General features: G+C 68.6%; 19 protein-coding genes. 4 read left to right on the forward strand and 15 right to left on the reverse strand.

The genetic code is table 11. The annotated features are described in order from the left end of the window. The first annotated feature begins 106 nt into the window (after positions 1-106). Entirely contained in the window at positions 107-742 is a 636-nt protein-coding gene (folE, locus tag FBZ89_RS15775; RefSeq protein WP_186291326.1) for a GTP cyclohydrolase I FolE, read from the forward strand. A 372-nt stretch (positions 743-1,114) separates the two neighbouring features. On the opposite strand, the gene FBZ89_RS15780 is transcribed toward folE, so the two are convergent. Then, positions 1,115-1,705 carry a hypothetical protein gene (locus FBZ89_RS15780; RefSeq protein ID WP_145750916.1) on the reverse strand — a complete coding sequence of 197 codons (591 nt, stop codon included), beginning with the start codon at positions 1,703-1,705 and terminating at the stop codon, positions 1,115-1,117. 712 nt (positions 1,706-2,417) lie between these two features. Here FBZ89_RS15780 and FBZ89_RS15785 point away from each other — a divergent pair. Both FBZ89_RS15785 and FBZ89_RS15790 read left to right on the forward strand, forming a co-directional pair. Beyond that, positions 2,418-2,891, forward strand: coding sequence for an Hsp20 family protein (locus tag FBZ89_RS15785; RefSeq protein WP_145750917.1), 474 nt, complete (start codon positions 2,418-2,420; stop codon positions 2,889-2,891). 99 nt (positions 2,892-2,990) lie between these two features. Continuing rightward, a complete protein-coding gene (locus tag FBZ89_RS15790) occupies positions 2,991-3,236 on the forward strand; it encodes a DUF1150 family protein (protein WP_145750918.1) in 246 nt (81 codons plus the stop codon). Positions 3,237-3,374: 138 nt separating this feature from the next. Here the strand turns inward: FBZ89_RS15790 and FBZ89_RS30915 are convergent, their stop codons facing one another. The 3 genes from FBZ89_RS30915 to groES all read right to left on the reverse strand — a co-directional run bounded on the left by FBZ89_RS30915 (position 3,375) and on the right by groES (position 5,754). After that, positions 3,375-3,515: a hypothetical protein gene (locus FBZ89_RS30915; RefSeq protein ID WP_186457392.1), complete on the reverse strand. Its 141-nt coding sequence runs from the start codon at positions 3,513-3,515 to the stop codon at positions 3,375-3,377. Between the two features lie 214 nt (positions 3,516-3,729). Beyond that, positions 3,730-5,361: a chaperonin GroEL gene (gene groL, locus FBZ89_RS15800; protein ID WP_145750919.1), complete on the reverse strand. Its 1,632-nt coding sequence runs from the start codon at positions 5,359-5,361 to the stop codon at positions 3,730-3,732. A 105-nt stretch (positions 5,362-5,466) separates the two neighbouring features. After that, complete coding sequence (gene groES, locus FBZ89_RS15805) at positions 5,467-5,754, reverse strand: co-chaperone GroES (RefSeq protein WP_040848135.1); 288 nt, start codon at positions 5,752-5,754, stop codon at positions 5,467-5,469. 291 nt (positions 5,755-6,045) lie between these two features. Here groES and FBZ89_RS15810 point away from each other — a divergent pair, with 291 nt between their 5' ends. Continuing rightward, on the forward strand, positions 6,046-7,335 hold the full coding sequence (locus tag FBZ89_RS15810; RefSeq protein WP_145750920.1) for a hemolysin family protein: 1,290 nt from the start codon (positions 6,046-6,048) through the stop codon (positions 7,333-7,335). Positions 7,336-7,524: 189 nt separating this feature from the next. Here FBZ89_RS15810 and upp read toward each other — a convergent pair whose 3' ends face one another. The 11 genes from upp to ccmA form a co-directional block, all read right to left on the reverse strand. Further along, the gene (upp, locus tag FBZ89_RS15815; protein WP_145750921.1) at positions 7,525-8,175 is read right to left on the reverse strand and encodes a uracil phosphoribosyltransferase; all 651 of its coding nucleotides are present in this window, start codon (positions 8,173-8,175) and stop codon (positions 7,525-7,527) included. A gap of 203 nt (positions 8,176-8,378) precedes the next feature. Continuing rightward, a complete protein-coding gene (locus FBZ89_RS15820; protein WP_145750922.1) occupies positions 8,379-9,245 on the reverse strand; it encodes a diguanylate cyclase in 867 nt (288 codons plus the stop codon). Positions 9,246-9,445: 200 nt separating this feature from the next. Next, positions 9,446-11,095 (reverse strand): c-type cytochrome biogenesis protein CcmI, encoded by a 1,650-nt coding sequence (ccmI, locus tag FBZ89_RS15825; protein ID WP_145750923.1) that lies wholly within the window; start codon positions 11,093-11,095, stop codon positions 9,446-9,448. Then, positions 11,092-11,613 carry a cytochrome c-type biogenesis protein gene (locus tag FBZ89_RS15830; RefSeq protein ID WP_145750924.1) on the reverse strand — a complete coding sequence of 174 codons (522 nt, stop codon included), beginning with the start codon at positions 11,611-11,613 and terminating at the stop codon, positions 11,092-11,094. The genes ccmI and FBZ89_RS15830 overlap by 4 nt, the downstream gene beginning before the upstream one ends. Next, positions 11,610-12,170 carry a DsbE family thiol:disulfide interchange protein gene (locus FBZ89_RS15835; RefSeq protein ID WP_145750925.1) on the reverse strand — a complete coding sequence of 187 codons (561 nt, stop codon included), beginning with the start codon at positions 12,168-12,170 and terminating at the stop codon, positions 11,610-11,612. Before FBZ89_RS15835 ends, FBZ89_RS15830 begins: the two co-directional genes overlap by 4 nt. Before the next feature lie 10 nt (positions 12,171-12,180). Beyond that, the gene (locus tag FBZ89_RS15840; protein WP_145750926.1) at positions 12,181-14,181 is read right to left on the reverse strand and encodes a heme lyase CcmF/NrfE family subunit; all 2,001 of its coding nucleotides are present in this window, start codon (positions 14,179-14,181) and stop codon (positions 12,181-12,183) included. A gap of 23 nt (positions 14,182-14,204) precedes the next feature. Then, positions 14,205-14,696 carry a cytochrome c maturation protein CcmE gene (ccmE, locus tag FBZ89_RS15845; RefSeq protein WP_145750927.1) on the reverse strand — a complete coding sequence of 164 codons (492 nt, stop codon included), beginning with the start codon at positions 14,694-14,696 and terminating at the stop codon, positions 14,205-14,207. Next, entirely contained in the window at positions 14,693-14,914 is a 222-nt protein-coding gene (ccmD, locus tag FBZ89_RS15850) for a heme exporter protein CcmD (protein ID WP_088872274.1), read from the reverse strand. Before ccmD ends, ccmE begins: the two co-directional genes overlap by 4 nt. A 132-nt stretch (positions 14,915-15,046) precedes the next feature. Beyond that, positions 15,047-15,763, reverse strand: coding sequence for a heme ABC transporter permease (locus tag FBZ89_RS15855; protein ID WP_145750928.1), 717 nt, complete (start codon positions 15,761-15,763; stop codon positions 15,047-15,049). A 127-nt stretch (positions 15,764-15,890) separates the two neighbouring features. Beyond that, complete coding sequence (gene ccmB, locus FBZ89_RS15860) at positions 15,891-16,547, reverse strand: heme exporter protein CcmB (RefSeq protein WP_145750929.1); 657 nt, start codon at positions 16,545-16,547, stop codon at positions 15,891-15,893. Continuing rightward, the gene (ccmA, locus tag FBZ89_RS15865) at positions 16,547-17,206 is read right to left on the reverse strand and encodes a heme ABC exporter ATP-binding protein CcmA (RefSeq protein WP_145750930.1); all 660 of its coding nucleotides are present in this window, start codon (positions 17,204-17,206) and stop codon (positions 16,547-16,549) included. The genes ccmB and ccmA overlap by 1 nt, the downstream gene beginning before the upstream one ends. Between the last annotated feature and the right edge of the window lie 462 nt (positions 17,207-17,668).

The following is a 17,668-nucleotide window of genomic DNA, read 5'->3' on the forward strand; positions in this document are numbered from 1 at the left end:
TGACCGCATGGTCCCGAATCAGGGCCCAGACGCCCCGTCGCCATCAAGCCAGCCCGCCCGAGGGAGAAATACCGTGACCCACGCCAAAAATACCCCTGCCGACAAGATCGTGGCCGGGCCGGTCCACGGGCGCCGCACCGTGGTCGCCCAAGGCCGCCCCAGCCGGGAGGAAGCGGAGGAGGCGGTTCGCACCCTGCTGCGCTGGGCGGGCGACGATCCCACGCGCGAAGGCTTGCTGGGCACGCCCGACCGCGTGGTCCGCAGCTATGAGGAATTCTTCGCCGGCTATGCCTCCGACCCCATGGAGCTGCTGGCCCGCACGTTCGAGGAGACCGACGGCTACGACGAGATGGTCGTGCTGCGCGACATCCGCTTTGAAAGCTACTGCGAGCACCACATGGTGCCCATCATCGGCGTGGCCCACGTGGCGTACCTGCCCCGGTCGCGCGTGGTCGGCATCTCCAAGCTGGCGCGGGTGGTGGAGGTCTACGCCAAGCGCCTGCAGATCCAGGAGAAGATGACCTCGCAGATCGCCAACACCATCGACGAGGTGCTGCAGCCCCTGGGCGTGGCCGTGGTGATCGAGGCGTCGCATCAGTGCATGACCACCCGCGGCGTGCACAAGCCCGGCGTGTCCATGGTCACCAGCCGCATGCTGGGCGCCTTCCGCAACGACCCCAGCACCCGCCGCGAGTTCCTGGCCATGATCGGCAACCCCAGCCCGGCCGGGAGCATGTTCTGATACGCGCGGCATTTGAACGTGGCCGTTCAAATGCTCCCTCATGCGCCGGGCGGCGGATGTCCGTCCGCCTAGGCTCGTCCTCGCTGCGCCCTCCGGTGCTCGCTACGGCGGCCCCGGTCGGGGCCTACAGCGACACGAGTCACCATCTCGTGCCGCTGGTATGAGGCCGGAGCCCCAACACCAACGAGCCAGCACCAAAGGAAAAGGCCGGCGGCGCCCCAGCGCCACCGGCCTTTTCCTTTGCGCCATCGCCAGTCCCATCACCCTTTTCCTAGGCCGCGACTGCGGCCGCCGGAGCGTTTTGGGAAGCGACGCGGACCGAAACGCGAGAATGGCCAAAGGGCCGGACGGCCCTGCCGGCACCTGAGGAACTCAGAGAATCATCGCCGCGAACAGGTTGTCGCGGATGCCCTTGGCCAGCTGGGCGTCCATGTCGCGGGCCATGTCGCGCACCAGCTGCGACCAAGTCTTTTCCCGCTGGTTCAGAGTTACGTCCTCGGACACCGACTGGCTGGAGGTCACCACCACCAAGGTACTGCCGGCATAGCCCTTGGCCGGCATGTCGACCTGGATCTCCACCTCCACCCGACCGTCATACCGTTGCGACTGGTCGGTGGTGAACCAGCCCTTCACGCCGGTGGTGCGCGGCAGGTTCACTTCCACGATGCTGGCGTTCTTGATGACCACCCGGGCCTTGCCGCTGGAGCCGGCGGCCTTCAACCGGTCCTGCACCCATAGACGCACCACCTCGGCCGGGGTCAGTTGCAGCTGGTATTCGATGTTGGGCGGCTTCATGGGCGACACGTAATCGTTCACCACCTCGATCTCGGCCACGTTCAAGGTGATGGGCGTCTCATCGGCGAAGCCGAAGCCGCCCGACTGGGCCCACGCGGACCGTACACCCACGCCGGCGGGTGCCACGACCAGCAGACCGAGAACAAGGGCCAAGAACAGACGACGCATGGGTCACCTCGAAAAAGGCGGTAAGCCTGAATGGTAGCTGGCAATGCTTGTGTCATGACCCCGGCGGCCGATCAAGCGCGACGCCGGAGATAAACCCCTACCAACGGCAGGGAAGACGCATGGCGGCGCGACTCGAATCCCCCGACGGAGGGCCTAGCCTCAAGGAATCCCCCCTCTCCCCGGCGCGGCCCCTGCTGCCTGGCGGTCCACAAGCCTGTCAAGGCCGAATCAGGGGCCGCCATGGCCCTACGCGATAAGGAAATACCCCCGTCGGCGCAAACGTATTGTCATTAATATCGTTTAATTCCAATAACTTGCCTTTATTGCCTATTTTTTGGGCAAAGAGCGCAGAGCCCCGGGACTCCTGGCCCCGGCACCACCCTTTCACAGACTTATCCACAGTTTCTGGGGGTATCTGAATCCCGCCCCTTCCCCTGGCCGAAAGGCATGTGGGCCCTGCCATGATCGTGATCACAGGAGGGGGCGCCTCATCCCTCCCCGCCACGATCGCCCACGGCTCCTCAGCCCACCTCGCGCGCCGGCGCTTGTCTTGAACCGTGGGAGGGGGTACCCATGTATCCCGTAGGCGGTGCCGTTCCGGGCCGCCGAGCAGCGGGCCGAAGGCACCGGGTTCGGATGGAGCCTGGCGCGGAGGCCGCCCCCGCATATTCGCTCGTTGCATACTCGCTCGTTGGAGGAGGTTGCCGACATCATGAATACCCGCGTCTCGTTCCTGAACAGCCCCTTCCTGTTGGGTTTCGACCAGTTCGAACGCACGCTCGACCGGATTTCCAAGTCCGCCGCCGAGGGCTATCCCCCCTACAATATTGAGCAGGTCGGCGAAGACGGCTTGCGCATCTCCCTGGCCGTGGCCGGCTTCACCTTCGACGACCTGCAGGTGCAGACGGAGGACAACCAGTTGATCATCCGCGGCCGCCAGCAGGACGACAAGTCGCGCATCTATCTGCACCGCGGCATCGCCGCCCGGCAGTTCCAGCGCAGCTTCGTCCTGGCCGACGGCATCGAGGTTCTAGGCGCCAGCCTGGACAACGGTCTGCTGCACATCGACCTGCGCCGGCCCATTCCGGAGCCCAAGGTGCGCACCATCAAGATCAGCGGCGCCGGCGAGGGCACGCCCGAGCCCCAAACCATCGACGTTTCGCCCGATAAAAGCCCCGCCCCATAAAAACCCCGCTTCATCCCAGATCGGGCCACCTTCCGCCTTCACCCTGGCAGGGCTTCCAAAAGCCTGTCTTTCCTCACGTTGCGAAAAGCGAGTGACATCATGACCGACAGCTTCGACGCTGAATTCCAGACGCTGAGCCCCGACGCCCTGCGCCACCTGTCCACCCAGGATTTCGCCGCCTTCGGCGTGAACGTCCTGGCCTATGTGAAGCCGGTGGTGACCCAGGGCATCCTGGGCTATGCCATCCACGCCGCCGACGGCACGCCGCTGGCCGTGGCCGCTTCTCCCGAAGTGGCGCTGGCCTCCGTCCGCCAGCACGACATGGAACCCCAGCGGGTGCATTAAGCTTATTGTATCCTCGAAACGCCGGACGGGCGCATCCGCGCCCTCGGCTGTCCTCGATTTCCAGTCCGCTTCGCTCCCCCGGAAATCTCCGGCGGCACCGTCGCGGCCAAGAGAAAAGGCAGCGGGGCGTAGCGGCTACTAACCCATGAAGTCCAAGAGCGCGCGCAGGACATCCTGCGGGCGCTCTTCCGGCAGGAAGTGGCCGCAGTCCAGGGCCTCACCCTGGAGGTCGCGGCAGACCTCGCCCCACACGGCCAGCGGGTCGTAGGCACGGCCCACCAGGCCTCTCTCTCCCCATAACATCAGGGTCGGGCATTGGATGCGCCGACCCAGCCGCCGATCCTCGGCCTCGTGCGCCAGGTCGATGCCTTTTCGGGGAGGATCAGCGGACTGAAAAGGGAGGATCGAGGCGCGGATGCGCCTTCGCCAAGGAAAAGGGCCGGCCCCCTTTCGGAAGCCGGCCCCCTCTTTTCCGATTCGTCTTGGAGACGAATTAGAAGTCCATGTCACCCATGCCCGGGGCGCCGGCCGGAGCGGCCTTCTTCTCGGGCTTCTCGGCGACCATCGCCTCGGTGGTGATCAGCAGGCCGGCCACCGAAGCGGCGTCCTGCAGGGCGGTGCGGACCACCTTCGTCGGGTCGATGACGCCGAAGGCGAACATGTCACCGAACTCACCGGTCTGGGCGTTGTAGCCGAAATCGGCGCTGGCTTGGTCCAGCAGCTTGCCGACGACGATGGAACCGTCGGTGCCGGCGTTGAAGGCGATCTGACGGACCGGCGACTGCAGGGCCTTGCGGATGATGTCCACGCCCACGCGCTGGTCGTCGTTGGCCGGCTTCAGGCCGTCCAGGGCCTTGGTCGCGTACAGCAGGGCGGTGCCGCCGCCGGCCACCACGCCCTCTTCCACCGCGGCGCGGGTGGCGTGCATGGCGTCGTCAACGCGGTCCTTGCGCTCCTTCACCTCGACCTCGGTGGCGCCGCCGACGCGGATGACGGCAACGCCGCCCGCCAGCTTCGCCAGACGCTCCTGCAGCTTCTCACGGTCGTAGTCCGAGGTGGTCTCCTCGATCTGCGCCTTGATCTGGCCGATGCGCGCCTCGATGTCGGCCTTGGCGCCGACGCCGTCCACGATCGTGGTCGCGTCCTTGGTGATCACCACCTTCTTGGCGGTGCCCAGCATGTCCAGCGACACGTTCTCAAGCTTGATGCCCAGGTCTTCGGAGATGACCTGGCCGCCGGTCAGGATGGCCATGTCTTCCAGCATCGCCTTGCGGCGGTCGCCGAAACCCGGGGCCTTCACGGCGGCGATCTTCAGGCCGCCGCGCAGCTTGTTCACCACCAGGGTGGCCAGCGCCTCGCCTTCCACGTCTTCCGACACGATCAGCAGCGGGCGGCTGCTCTGCACGACAGCCTCCAGGACCGGCAGCAGGGGCTGCAGGCTGCCCAGCTTCTTCTCGTGCAGCAGGATGTACGGGCTTTCCAGCTCAGCCGTCATCTTGTCAGCGTTGGTGACGAAGTACGGCGACAGGTAGCCGCGGTCGAACTGCATGCCCTCGACGACTTCCAGCTCGGTGTCGAAGCTCTTGGCCTCTTCCACCGTGATGACGCCCTCGTTGCCCACCTTTTCCATGGCCTTGGCGATCATCTCGCCGATCTCGGCCTCGCCGTTGGCGGAGATGGTGCCGACCTGGGCGATCTCGGCGTTGGTCGAGATCTTCTTGGAGCGGCTCTTGATGTCGTTGATGACGGTGGTCACGGCCAGGTCGATGCCGCGCTTCACGTCCATCGGGTTCAGGCCGGCGGCCACGGCCTTGGCGCCTTCGCGCACGATGGCCTGGGCCAGCACGGTGGCGGTGGTGGTGCCGTCACCGGCGATGTCGTTGGTCTTCGAGGCCACTTCGCGCACCATCTGGGCGCCCATGTTCTCGAACTTGTCGGCCAGCTCGATCTCCTTGGCGACGCTGACGCCGTCCTTGGTGATGCGCGGGGCACCGAAGCTCTTTTCGATGACGACGTTGCGGCCCTTGGGGCCCAGGGTCACCTTCACGGCGTCGGCCAGGATGTCCACGCCGCGCAGCATGCGGTTGCGCGCATCGACGCCAAACTTCACTTCCTTGGCAGCCATAATCTCTCTTCCTTGAATTTCCGGGGCCTCATGAGGCCCGCGATGGCTTTGAGGGGAACACGACAGGACGGCGACCCGTCAGGGTCGGCCAACCTGGTCATCCAATCAGGCGACGATGCCCAGGATGTCGGATTCCTTCATGATGAGGTATTCGGCCCCATCGATCTTGACCTCGGTGCCGGACCACTTGCCGAACAGCACGCGATCACCAGCCTTCACGTCCAGGGCGATCAGTTTGCCCTGCTCGTCACGGGCGCCGGGGCCCACGGCGACGACCTCGCCCTCCTGGGGCTTTTCCTTGACGGTGTCGGGGATGATGATGCCGCCGGCGGTCTTCTGCTCACTCTCGACGCGGCGCACCACCACGCGGTCGTGCAGCGGACGGAACTTCATAGGATCTCTCCCTCAAAAGGCAAAAGCTGTGGGGCTGAGCCTGCTGTTAGCACTCAACCCCGGTGAGTGCTAGCGGAGATAATACGAGTCCGGTCGGGAATCAAGACACTTGCGTCCGGCTGGGCGATGGTCGCGAAAACGTCATGGCCGCGCCCCTGGTCCCGTCGCCGTTTTGAAGGCATAAGCCGTAAAACTTAGGTGCCCCTGTGATGGTGGGACGCGACAGACTGTCCGTCCATGCTATCGTGCCGCGTGTACCTTCCCTCCCCGACAGGCTCCGACGCCGCCCTGATGCTTTACCTGCAAGTCGCCATCCTGGTTCTGCTGATCCTGCTGAACGGCTTTTTCGCCATGTCCGAACTGGCCGTTCTGTCCGCCCGGCGCAGCCGGCTGACCGCCCTGGCGGAGAAGGGGCAGCGCGGCGCCCGCACCGCCCTGGCCCTGCAGGAAAGCCCGTCGCACTTCCTGTCCACGGTACAGATCGGCATCACCATGATCGCCATCGTGGAGGGCGCCTTCGGCAGCGCCACCCTGTCGGGTCCGCTGGCGGAAAGCCTGGCGACCATCCCGGCCCTGGCCCCCCATGCCGACAGCGTCGCCGTGGCCCTGGTGGTGGTGTGCATCACCCTGCTGTCGCTGATCGTGGGCGAGCTGGTGCCCAAGCGCCTGGCCCTGTTCGCGACCGAGCGCATTGCCGTGCTGACGGCGCCCTTCTTGCTGGGCCTGTCGCGCGTGGCATCGCCCGTGGCCTGGTTCCTGGGTGCCACCACCGAACTGGTGCTGAAGCTGTTCGGCGCCGCCGGCAAGCCGGAGAACGCCGTCACCGAAGAGGAAGTGAAGAGCCTGATCGCCGAGGGGACCGCCGCCGGCGTGTTCGAGCCGGAAGAAAAGCGCATGATCGAGGGCGTGCTGGGCCTGTCCGACCGGCCCGCGCGCGCCATCATGACCCCGCGCCTGGACGTCATGTGGCTGGACCTGAACGACAGCGTCGAGCAGCTGACCAAGGAAATCCAGGAAAGCCACCACAGCCGCTTTCCCATCGGCCGCGGCAGCCTGGACGAGGTGGTGGGCGTGCTGCACGCCAAGGCGGTGCTGGATGCCGTGCTGGCCGGCGAGACGCCGGACCTGGGCAAGCTGGCCAATCCGGCCCTGATCGTCCACGACGGCACCCAGGTCATGCGCCTGCTGGAACTGTTCCGCTCCTCCGGCCAGCAGATGGCCCTGGTGGTGGACGAGTACGGCAGCGCCGAGGGCATCGTCACCCTGACCGACATCCTGGAGTCCATCGCCGGCGACCTGCCGGAGGCCCACGATGTGGACGAGGATGAGTTCGTGCGGCGCGAGGACGGCTCCATGCTCATCGACGGCCGCATGGACATCGATGAGGCGTCGCACGTCCTGGATTTGCCGGGCCTGCGCGATGGGGGCGACTATCTGACCCTGGCCGGCTTCCTGCTGTTCAAGCTGGGCCACCTGCCCCGCGTGGGCGAAGGCATCAGCCACGCGGGATACCGGTTCGAGGTGGTGGACATGGATGGCCGCCGCATCGACAAAATCCTGGTGATCCCGCCGGCGGAGTAGGTGTGCCCTCGAACGGCGGGCTTAGCCATAGAGCCCCGGCGAACCCGAGCAGATTCGGGCGCGTGGAGCGTAGCGACGAGCCCGCGACTGCGGGCGCCGGACCTTTTCGGGGAGCGTCAGCGGACTGAAAAGGGAGGACAGCCGAGGGCGCGGATGCGCCCGCCCGGCGCCTGAGGGAAAACGAAAAAACTACTTCGTCCCGAACAACCGGTCACCCGCGTCACCCAGACCGGGAACGATGTAGGCGTCGTCGGTCAGGTGGCTGTCCAGGGCGGCGGTGTAGACCTTCACCTCGGGGTGGGCGTCGTGGAAGACGCGCACGCCCTCCGGCGCCGACACCAGGGCCATGAAGCGGATCTGGTCGTCGGCCACGCCGTGGCGGTTCAGCACGTCGACCGCGTGCACGGCGGAGTTGCCGGTGGCCAGCATGGGATCGACCAGGATGAAGGTGCGGCCGGCCGCGGCCGGCAGCTTCACCAGGTATTCCACCGGCTGCTTGGTCTCATGGTCGCGGTAGAGGCCGATGTGGCCCTCGCGCGCGCCGGGCATCAGCTCCAGCAGGCCCTCGGCCATCACCAGGCCGGCGCGCAGGATGGGAACGACGGCGACCTTCTTGCCCTCGATCACGGGCGCGTCCATTTCCACCAGCGGCGTCTCGATCCGTTCCGTGGTCAACGGCAGGTCGCGCGTCAGCTCATAGCCCATCAGCAGCGCGATCTCGCGCAGCAGCTGGCGGAAGCCCATGGTGGACCGCCGCTTGTCCCGCATGTGCGACAGCTTGTGCTGGATCAGCGGATGGTCGGCGATGAACAGGTTGGGGAATTCGGGGACGGTGCGCATGGGCGGCAGGACCAGGGATTTAAGCGGTGGAATTGGTTCCAAGCTAGCGGACCCGGCAGCCGAGCGCCACCATGGCGACGCGACAAATCAGGTCCCCCCGCCCGAATAAGGCGACCGGTTACCCCAGGCGGGTGATCCTGACCAAGCGGTCAAGCCTCATGGCTGGTCCGCGACAGACCTGGACGCCATCCGGCAAATCCCGCTCACGCCGGCGGGGTCGCGCGCACCACTTGGTTGCGCCCCTGGCGCTTGGCGGTGTAGAGGGCGGCGTCCGCCTCCGCCACCAGATCCTCCGGGTCGCAATCCGGCCGCGCCTCGGCCAGGCCGAAGCTGGCGGTGAAGCGGATGGCGCGCCCGCCGCCGATGGCGACCGACAGCGTCTCCATATCCTGGCGCAGGCGTTCCACCACGGCGTAGCCGTCCATGATGGTGGCATCCTTCAGCAGGATCAGGATTTCCTCGCCACCCAGGCGAAAGGCCTCGTCGAAGCTGCGGATGCCCTGGTTCACGGCGCCGGCCGCGGCCATCAGCACGCGGTCGCCGGCCTCATGCCCATAGGTGTCGTTGACCGATTTGAACTTGTCGAGGTCGCATAGCGCCACGCAGAACGGCCGGCCGGTGCGTCGGTAGCGGTTGACCTCGCGCTCCATCTCCTCGCGCAGGCCGGTGCGGTTGCGCAGGCCGGTCAGCGGGTCGATGCCGCTGCCGGCCACGCTGAACGCCCGCTCGATGCGGCGCAGCAGCAGCATGAACTCGTCGAACTTCTCGATAACCGCCTCGTACGACTGCAGGGAGGGCGGCTGGCCCTCGACCGCGCGCATGTGCACCAGGCGGGCCATACGGTGCATCTGGTCGTGCAGGGAGATCAGGCGGTCGATAGCCGGCTGGTCGGCCAACTCGCTGCCGGAGGCGCCCCGCACCCACGCGGGAAAAGCCCCCGGCGTGGGCAGGGGGGCGCCGTCGCCCAGGCTGAAGAAGGCTGCGCGGTGCCACTGACCGATCCACCGGAGATGCTCATCCACCACGCCGGCCAGACCGGCGGCGGAAGGCAAGGGGGACGATTCGTTCATCGCGGAAAGGGGATCCTGGGACGGGGCCGTATGCCGCATGGATAGGGCGGCGCCAGCGAAACGGGGCAATACCCGCACTTTAGGTCATTCACCCCCGGTTTGCACCGCCCTTGGCACCAACCCGAGGGATAGGATGTCGCATCGGCGGCGCCCCGCCCCGCACCTTGGGATTACCCCTGTAGGTCAGACCGTCAAACGCCTCAGGAACCCAGCGCCTTCAGCCGGCCCTCCAACTCCCTGCGGTCGTCGGAGCCCTCGGGCAGCAAGGGCAACAGGCGGCCCCACAGATCCTTGGCCTCAGCCTTGCGCCCCCCCTCCGCCGCGTCCAGGCCCAGGTACCACAGGGCTTGGGGATTGTTGGGGGAGGACTTCAGCACCACGCGCAGGGCGGTGAAGAAGGCCGGCGGCGGATGGCCGCCGTCGGCCGGCAACAGCACGCGGGCATAGGCCAGGTTGATCTCGGCATCGTCGGGCGCGGTCGCCACGGCCTTGGCCCAGGCTTCCCGCGTCTTGGCCACATCGCCCGTCGCCTCATAGGCCTGGGCCAGGCGGGCCCAGCCCTCGGGCTTGTCCGGCTCTTTCTCCGCCGCCGCCTGGAACTGGGCCAGCAGCGATTTCACCGTGGCCGACCTCTGTTCCGGCGTCATGGTGGCGGGGTCGGGCATGCCCGGCGGAACGGCGCCGGCAGGCGCGCCGGTGGTGGTGCCGCCGTAGCGCTTGGCGTTGGCCTCGGCCTCCGCCGCCTTGTCGTTCTGCCCCAGCACACGATAGGCGCGGGCCAGGCGCGACCAGCCTTCGGCATCCTCGGGCTGGGTTTTCAGCCGATCGGCCAGACGCTGGACCATGCCCTGGATCATGGCGTTGCGATCGCCGCTGGACATGGTGGAAGCGGCGGCCATGTCGTCCGCCGTCGGGCCGGGCGTACCGGTATTAGGTGCAGGCGTCGGGTTGGCGGGCGGACCAGCCGGGGGCCCTGCGGGCGGGAGGGGCTGCGGCGTCACGGCCGCCGGGTCCATGCCGGCCTCGGTCGCCGTCTCACCCAGCTGGCCGCGCAGGAAGGGCACCCAGGGGGCGTCGGCCGGGCTTTCCGCCAGCAGGGCGGACCAGCGGGTGATGGCACCCTTGAGGTCGCCCGCCTGGCGCACGGCCAAGCCGTCATAGTAGCGCGCGCGGGGCTCCTTGGGGTTCAGGGCCAAGGCCTTGGCCAGCGCCTGCTTGGCCTCCGGCCCCACCACACCGTCGGCCGACAGCACCAGCGCCTCGGCGCGCGAGGCCTGCAGGTTGGCGTCGTCGGGGGCCAGGTCCACGGCCTTGGCCCAGGAGGCGGCGGCCTTGTCGTTCTGGCCGGTCATGCCCTGGGCGGTGGCTAGGGCCTTCCACGCCTCCAGATCCTTGGGGTTTTCAATGACCCGGGCCTGCAGGGTCTTCAGCACCGCCTGGGCTTGGACGCCGGCGGTCTGGTCGGTGCGCCCCCCCGCCGGCTGGCCCGGCAGGTCGGGGCTACCCAGACGCAGGTAGATGCCCATGGCCAGCAGCGGCACGGCGGCCATCAGCGCCGTGGCCAGCTTGCGGGAGGGCTTCGCCGGCATCGCGGGCGCCGCCGGCACCGACTTCGCGCGCGCGTCGGCCGCCAGCAGGCGCCGGCTGACCTCCGTCCGCGCCGCGGCCGCCTGGTCGTCGGTCAGCAGGCCGCGCGCCACGTCGCGCTCGATTTCCGCCAGCTGGTCCTTATAGATATCGACTTCGGGCGAGCCGCCGGCCTCCGCCTTGCGCGCCACCATCAGCGGGCGCAGCAGGGCCAGCAGGACGCCCGCCGTCAGCAAGGCGGCGGCGATCCAGAACGCCATCATGACCGCCCCTTCCCTTCGTCCTCATCACGCATCAGCAGGGCCAGATGGGCCTTTTCCTCCGCCGTCAGGGGCGGCGCCACCGCCTCGGCCCCCGTCGATCCGCGCCGGCCCCGCCACAGCAGGATGCCGCCGCCCCCGACCAGCAGGACGAAGGGCCCGAACCACAGCAGATATGTGGCCGGCCGCACCGGCGGGCGCAGCAGGACATAGTCGCCATAGCGATCGGTCAGGTAGGCCACGGCCTGGGCGTCCGTATCGCCCTTCACCAGCCGTTCGCGCAGCAGCAGGCGCAGGTCACGGGCCAGGGGCGCGTCGCTGTCGTCGATGGACTGGTTCTGGCAGACCAGGCAGCGCAAATCCTTGGAGATGGCGCGCGCCCGCGCCTCCATGGCCGGGTCGGACAGCATCTCGTCCGGCTGCACGGCGCGCGCCAAGGGGCCGGACAACAGCGTGGCCACAAGGACCAAGGTAACCAGGACCGGGGTGACCCGGGCCGGTGGGAAAAGCGCCCGCCTCATTTCGACAGCTCATTGATCAGCGGCAGGATGCGGTTCTGCAGATCCTGTGGGGTGATGGGCCCCACCTGGCGGTAGCGGATGCGGCCCTGGCGGTCGATGACATAGGTTTCCGGCACGCCATAGACGCCGAAGTCGATGGCGGTGCGGCCGCTCTCGTCGCGGGCCACGGCGGCGTAGGGGTTGCCGTCGCGGGCCAGGATGGCCTGGCCATCCGCCGCCTTGTCCTTGTAGTCGATGCCGCGGATGTCCACCCCCTGCCCCGCCAGGCGCATCAGGATGGGGTGTTCCGAGCGGCAGGGCGCGCACCAGCTGGCCCAGAAGTTCACCAGCCGGACTTTACCGCTTTCACCCGCGCTGGGCCCCAGGTCCTTGGCGGCCACGCCCGGCTGCCCCTCCACCAGGGGCGGCAGGTCGAAGGCCGGCACCGGCTTGTCGATCATGACGGAGGGCAGATGGTCGGGCGTGTCGCCCCGGTCGATCTGCTTCAGGCGCACGGCGAACCAGCCGGCCAGGCCCAGGAACAGCACCAGGGGGATCAGGAACATCAGGCGGCGCATGCGGGGAACCTTATTCGGCGGGGGCCGGCGGAACGGTGGCGGCGGCGCGCGGCGCGGCGCGCTTCAGCGGCACGCCCACCCGCAGGCGGCGGTCGGACAGGCTGGCCAAGCCGCCGGTCATCATCAGGATGGAGCCCACCCAGATCCACGGCACCAGGGGGTGGCGATAGAAGCGGGTGTTGTAGCCGGTGCCGTCCGGCGCCGGCTCGCCCACCACGGCATAGAGGTCGCTGAAGAAATTGGTGTGGATGGCCGCCCCCGTCGTCGTCATGCGGGTGACGGGGTAGAAGCGCTGTTCCGGCGCCAGGGTCGCCACGAAGTCGCCCTGGTGGGTGACGGTCAGCACGGCGCGCCGCGCGGTGTAGTTGGGGCCCGGTGCCTCTGCCACGCTGTCCAGGCGGAAGCTGTAGCCGGCCACGTCCACCGCCTGCCCGATGTGCAGCACCTGGATGGCCTCCGTCGTCCAGGCGGAGGTGCCGACCATGCCGGCCACGGCCACGCCCAGCCCGGCATGGGCGATGGCGGTGCCCCAGGCGCCGCGCGGCAGATGGCGGGCGCGGGAAAGGCTGTCGCCCAGGGGCATGCGGAACAGGCGGATGCGGTCGGCCACGTCCACCACCGCGCCCATGACGGCCCAGCCGGCCAGGCCCAGGGCCAGAACGGCCAGCACCGGCTTGGTGCCCGCCAGCCACAAGGCGGCCAGGGCGGCCACCACCCCCACCAGGGCCGCGATCTTCAGCCGCCCCAGCACGCCGGCGAGGTCCGCCCGCTTCCACGACAGCAGGGGACCCATCGCCATAACCGCCACCACCGGCACCATCAGGGGCACGAAGGTGGCGTTGAAGAAGGGCGGGCCGATGGAAATCTTGCCCCCGCCGACCGCATCCATGAACAGCGGATAGAGGGTGCCGAGGAAGACGGTGGCGCAGGCGGTGGACAGCAGCAGGTTGTTCAGAACCAGCCCGCCTTCGCGGCTGATGGGCGCGAACAGGCCGCCGGCCTTCAGGATGGGCGCCCGCAGGGCGTAGAGCAGCAGGCCGCCGCCCGTCGCCACCACCAGCAGCGCCAGGATGAAGACGCCGCGCGCCGGGTCGGACGCGAAGGCGTGGACGGAGGTGAGCACGCCAGACCGCACCAGGAAGGTGCCCATGAGCGACAGGGTGAAGGTGACGATGGCCAGCAGGATGGTCCAGCTTTTCAGCGTGTCGCGCTTTTCCACCACGATGGCGGAGTGCAGCAGCGCCGTGCCGGCCAGCCAGGGCATGAGGCTGGCGTTTTCCACCGGGTCCCAGAACCACCAACCGCCCCAGCCCAGGGTGTAATAGGACCACCACGACCCCATGGCGATGCCCAGCGTCAGCGACGACCAGGCGATCAGGGCCCAGGGCCGCACCCAGCGCGCCCAGGCGGCGTCCACCCGCCCCTCCAGCAGGGCGCCGGCGGCGAAGGAGAAGCAGAGGCTGAAGCCGACATAGCCCAGGTAGAGGAAGGGCGGATGGAAGGCCAGGCCCGGATCCTGCAGCAGGGGGTTGAGGTCATGGCCATTCAGCGGCGCCGGATCCACGCGGGTGAAGGGGTTGCTGGTGGCGACCATGAACCACAGGAAGCCCACGCCGATCATGCCCTGCACCGCCAGGACGCGGGCCCGCAAGGACGCCGGCAGGTTGCGGCCGAAGGCGGCCACCATCGCGCCGAACAGGGCCAGGATGAACACCCACAGGACCAGCGAGCCCTCATGGTTGCCCCAGACGCCGGCCACCTTGTACAGCATGGGCTTGTCGGTGTGGCTGTTCTCCACCACGTTCAAGACGCTGAAGTCCGACACGACATGGGCATAGGTCAGGGCGCCGAAGGCCAGGGCCAGGGCCACGAACTGGCAGTAGGCCGCCGTGCGCCCCACCTCCATCATCGCGGGGTCGCGTCGCGCCGCGCCCCACAGGGGGATGACCGACTGCACCAGGGCGACGACCAGCGCCAGAACCAGCGCGTAGTGTCCAAGCTCGGGGATCATGGGCGGTCGTCCGGGATCATCGTTCAGGGATTGGTGCGCAGGGTGGAGGTCTGGTGCTCCTCACCGGCCGCGATTGGCGCGTCACCGGGCTTGCCGGGGTGGCCGGCACGCTTCAGGGCATCGGCCACGTCAGGCGGCATGTACTTCTCGTCATGCTTGGCCAGCAGTTCGGTCGCCGCGAACACGCCGTCGGCGCCCAGCTTGCCCTCCGCCACCACGCCCTGCCCTTCGCGGAACAGGTCGGGCAGGATGCCGGTGTAGGTGACGGGCAGCGACTTGGCGGTGTCGGTCACCTGGAAGGTGACGGTCATGCCGCCCTCGCGCTTCAGGCTGCCGGCCTCGACCAGCCCGCCGATGCGCACCGTGCGCCCCCCCGGCGGCTTGGCCGCCAGATCCGACGGGCTGTAGAAGAAGACGATGTTGTCGCGGAAGGCCGACAGGGTCAGCGCGGTGGCGGTGCCCAGCCCCAGCAGGGCCAGCGCCAGGATCATCAGGCGGCGGCGTTTGCGGGTCATGGTGTGGTCTCGGCGGCAGGGGTGGCCGTGGGGGCCGGGGCCGCCTTGGGCTCGCGCTTGCGGCGGGGTTTGGCCGCCTCCAGCGTGGCCAGGGTGCGTTCCACCCGGCGCAGGCCGGTCAGGCTCAGCACCAGCAGGCCCACCAGGACCACGGCCGCGGCCCCGTAGGATGACCAGACATAGGCGGCGTATCCGCCCATCGACAGGAACCCGTCCATCACACTCTCAACCACTGCCGGACGGTCCGGAAGGACCGCGAAGTTGGCACGACCATTACGTTATCACGCCCCCGGAACGACCGCCTTCGGTCTTCTTGTCCCATCGGCCCCACCCCATCCCCAACCGCCGGTTCAGTTGGCCTGGCCCAGGCGCAGGGTCTGAACTCGGCGGGCGGCCAGGCCGGCGCGGATGCGCAGGATGACCACGGCGAAAAAGTAGCTCTGGAAGGCCGCGGCCATCAGCAGCAGGGGCCACAGCATGCTGGCGGCGATGGTGGGGCCGCCCAGGCGGAACACGCTGGCCGGCTGGTGCAGGGTGTTCCACCATTCGACCGAGAACTTGATGATGGGCACGTTCACGGCGCCCACCAGCAACAGGATGTTGCCAGCCTTGTTCCCCCGCGCCGGATCGTCGAAGGCGTCCACCAGGGCCATGTAGCCAAGATAGAGGAAGAACAGCACCAGCACGCTGGTCAGCCGCGCGTCCCAGACCCACCAGGTGCCCCACATGGGGGCGCCCCATAGGGACCCGGTCAGCAGGCACAGGGCGGTGAAGCCGGCACCCAAGGGCGCGGCCGCCTTGGCGTAGACCTCGGCCAGCGGATGCTTCCACACCAGCGCGGCGGCGGCGGCCACGGCCATGGTGCTGTAGGTGAACATGCTCATCCACGCGGCAGGCACGTGGATGTACATGATCCGCACGGTGTCGCCCTGCTGGTAGTCCGGCGGCGACGCGAACAGGCCCAGGTACAGCCCGGCCGCGAAACAGACCGCCGACAGGCCCGCCGCCCACGGCAGCACGGCGTTGGCGATCTTCAGGAAACGGGCGGGGTTGGCGAAGCGATGCATGGCCCCCGTTATGTATCACGCCCTCCGGCCTTTGCCATCGGGATACACTGTAAATTGATATGGATCAGGCCCAATGGTGTAGGGGGCGAATGGATTGGTTAATGCCCGTCCCTGGGCGTCGAGCTGACTACTCGTGCGCCGCCCGCAGCGCCGCGGCGATGGCCAGCGGGGCCAGCACCAGCGCGCCGCACAGCATGCCGCCCAGCAGCAGCAGGTGCGGCCGGGGGGAGAGGCCGGACAGGCCGGCGTCCAGGCCGGCGGCGGCGAAGATCAGCACGGGGATATAGAGCGGCAGCACCAGCAGCGGCAGCAGCACGCCGCTGCGCCGGGCGCCCAGGGTCAGCGCCGCCCCCACCGCGCCGATGAGGCTGAGCAGCGGCGTCGCTAGGGCCAGCGTGCCCACCAGCAGGCCCAGCTGGTCCGCCGGCATGCGCAGCAGCAGGGCCAGCAGGGGCGCCACGATCAACAGGGGCACGCCCGTCACCAGCCAATGGGCCGCCACCTTGGCGATGGCCACCCCCTCCGCCGGCAGGGGCGAGAGCAGCAGCAGTTCGAGGCTGCCGTCCTCGAAGTCGCCCTGGAACAGCCGCTCCATGGACAACAGCGCCGCCAGCAGGGCCGCGATCAGCAGCACGCCGGGGGCGATTCGGGTCAGGATGTTGGGCTCCGGCCCCACGCCGAAGGGGAACAGCACCACGCACAGCACGAAGAACATCAGGGCGGCGGTGGCGTCGCTGCCCTGGCGCAGCACCAGGCGCAGGTCACGCAGGATGAGGCGCAGCATCAGGCGGCGTCCTCCGCCCCGTCCTGATCGTCCTCGACCGGCGCGAAGGCCGCCAGGTCCAGGACCTCGCCCCCCGGTGTCGCCAGGTCGATATGGGTGGACAGCACCACCCGGCCGCCACCGGCGCGATGACGGGCGATGGCCCCCTCCAGCAGCGCGACGGAGGCGCGGTCCAGGCCCACCGTGGGCTCATCCAGCAGCCAAAGGGGGGCCGGGGCCGCCGCCAGGCGGGCCAGCGACAGGCGCCGGCGCTGGCCGGCGGACAGGAAACGGCCCGGCACATCGGCGATCGTGTCGATGGCGAAGGCCGCCAGGGCCGCGTCCACCCCGCCAGCGCCGCGCAGGCCGGCCCAGAAGGCCAGAATCTCGCGGCAGGTGAAGCTGGCCTTCACCGCGTCCAGGTGGCCGACATAGTGCAGGCGGGCCCGGTGCGCCTCCGGATCCTGGCCCAGGGCCACGCCGCCCCAGGCGATGGTGCCGCGCAACGGCTTCAGCAAACCGGCCATCAGGCGCAGCAGCGTGGACTTGCCGCTGCCGTTGGGTCCCACCAGGGTCAGGCAGCCGCCGGCCGCCAGCTGGAAGTCCAGGTCCTGGAACACCAGGCGCCCGCCGCGCAGGCACAGCAAATCCTGGCCGGTGAAAAGCTGAGGTGACGTCATGGGCCCTGGGCACCGGAGTCGAAAGGGACCCGACTATAGGCCGGCGGCGCCCACGCCACAAAGCGCTGGATCAATTGCCCAATTCAACGGTGCCCGGAATCAACGGCGTGAGACTCCCCCTCGCGCCGTTGTAGGCCACGCCCCTGTCTCCGTAAAAGGGCGGCCGCCGGACCTTTCCGGGGGAGCGGACTGGAAGGGAGGACAGGCCCAGCGGGCGGATGCCCGCGCCCGGCGCCTGAGAACAAACAAAAAAGAAAACGGCCACCGCGGGGGGCAGGTGCGGTGGCCGTTTGGTAGACCAGCCGGGGCAGGCTGGAGAGGACACCTCCGGTAGGCCGGTCGGGGGAGACCGGGCGGGAGTGCTTCCGACCCCGGCAGGGGATCATGTCGCGTCGTCCTCTATGCGCATAAGGCCAGCGCGACATGGCCAATTTGGGCCGCAAAAATGGCGAAATTGAGATT

The organism is Nitrospirillum amazonense (genome assembly GCF_007828045.1).
GTDB lineage: Bacteria > Pseudomonadota > Alphaproteobacteria > Azospirillales > Azospirillaceae > Nitrospirillum > Nitrospirillum amazonense_C.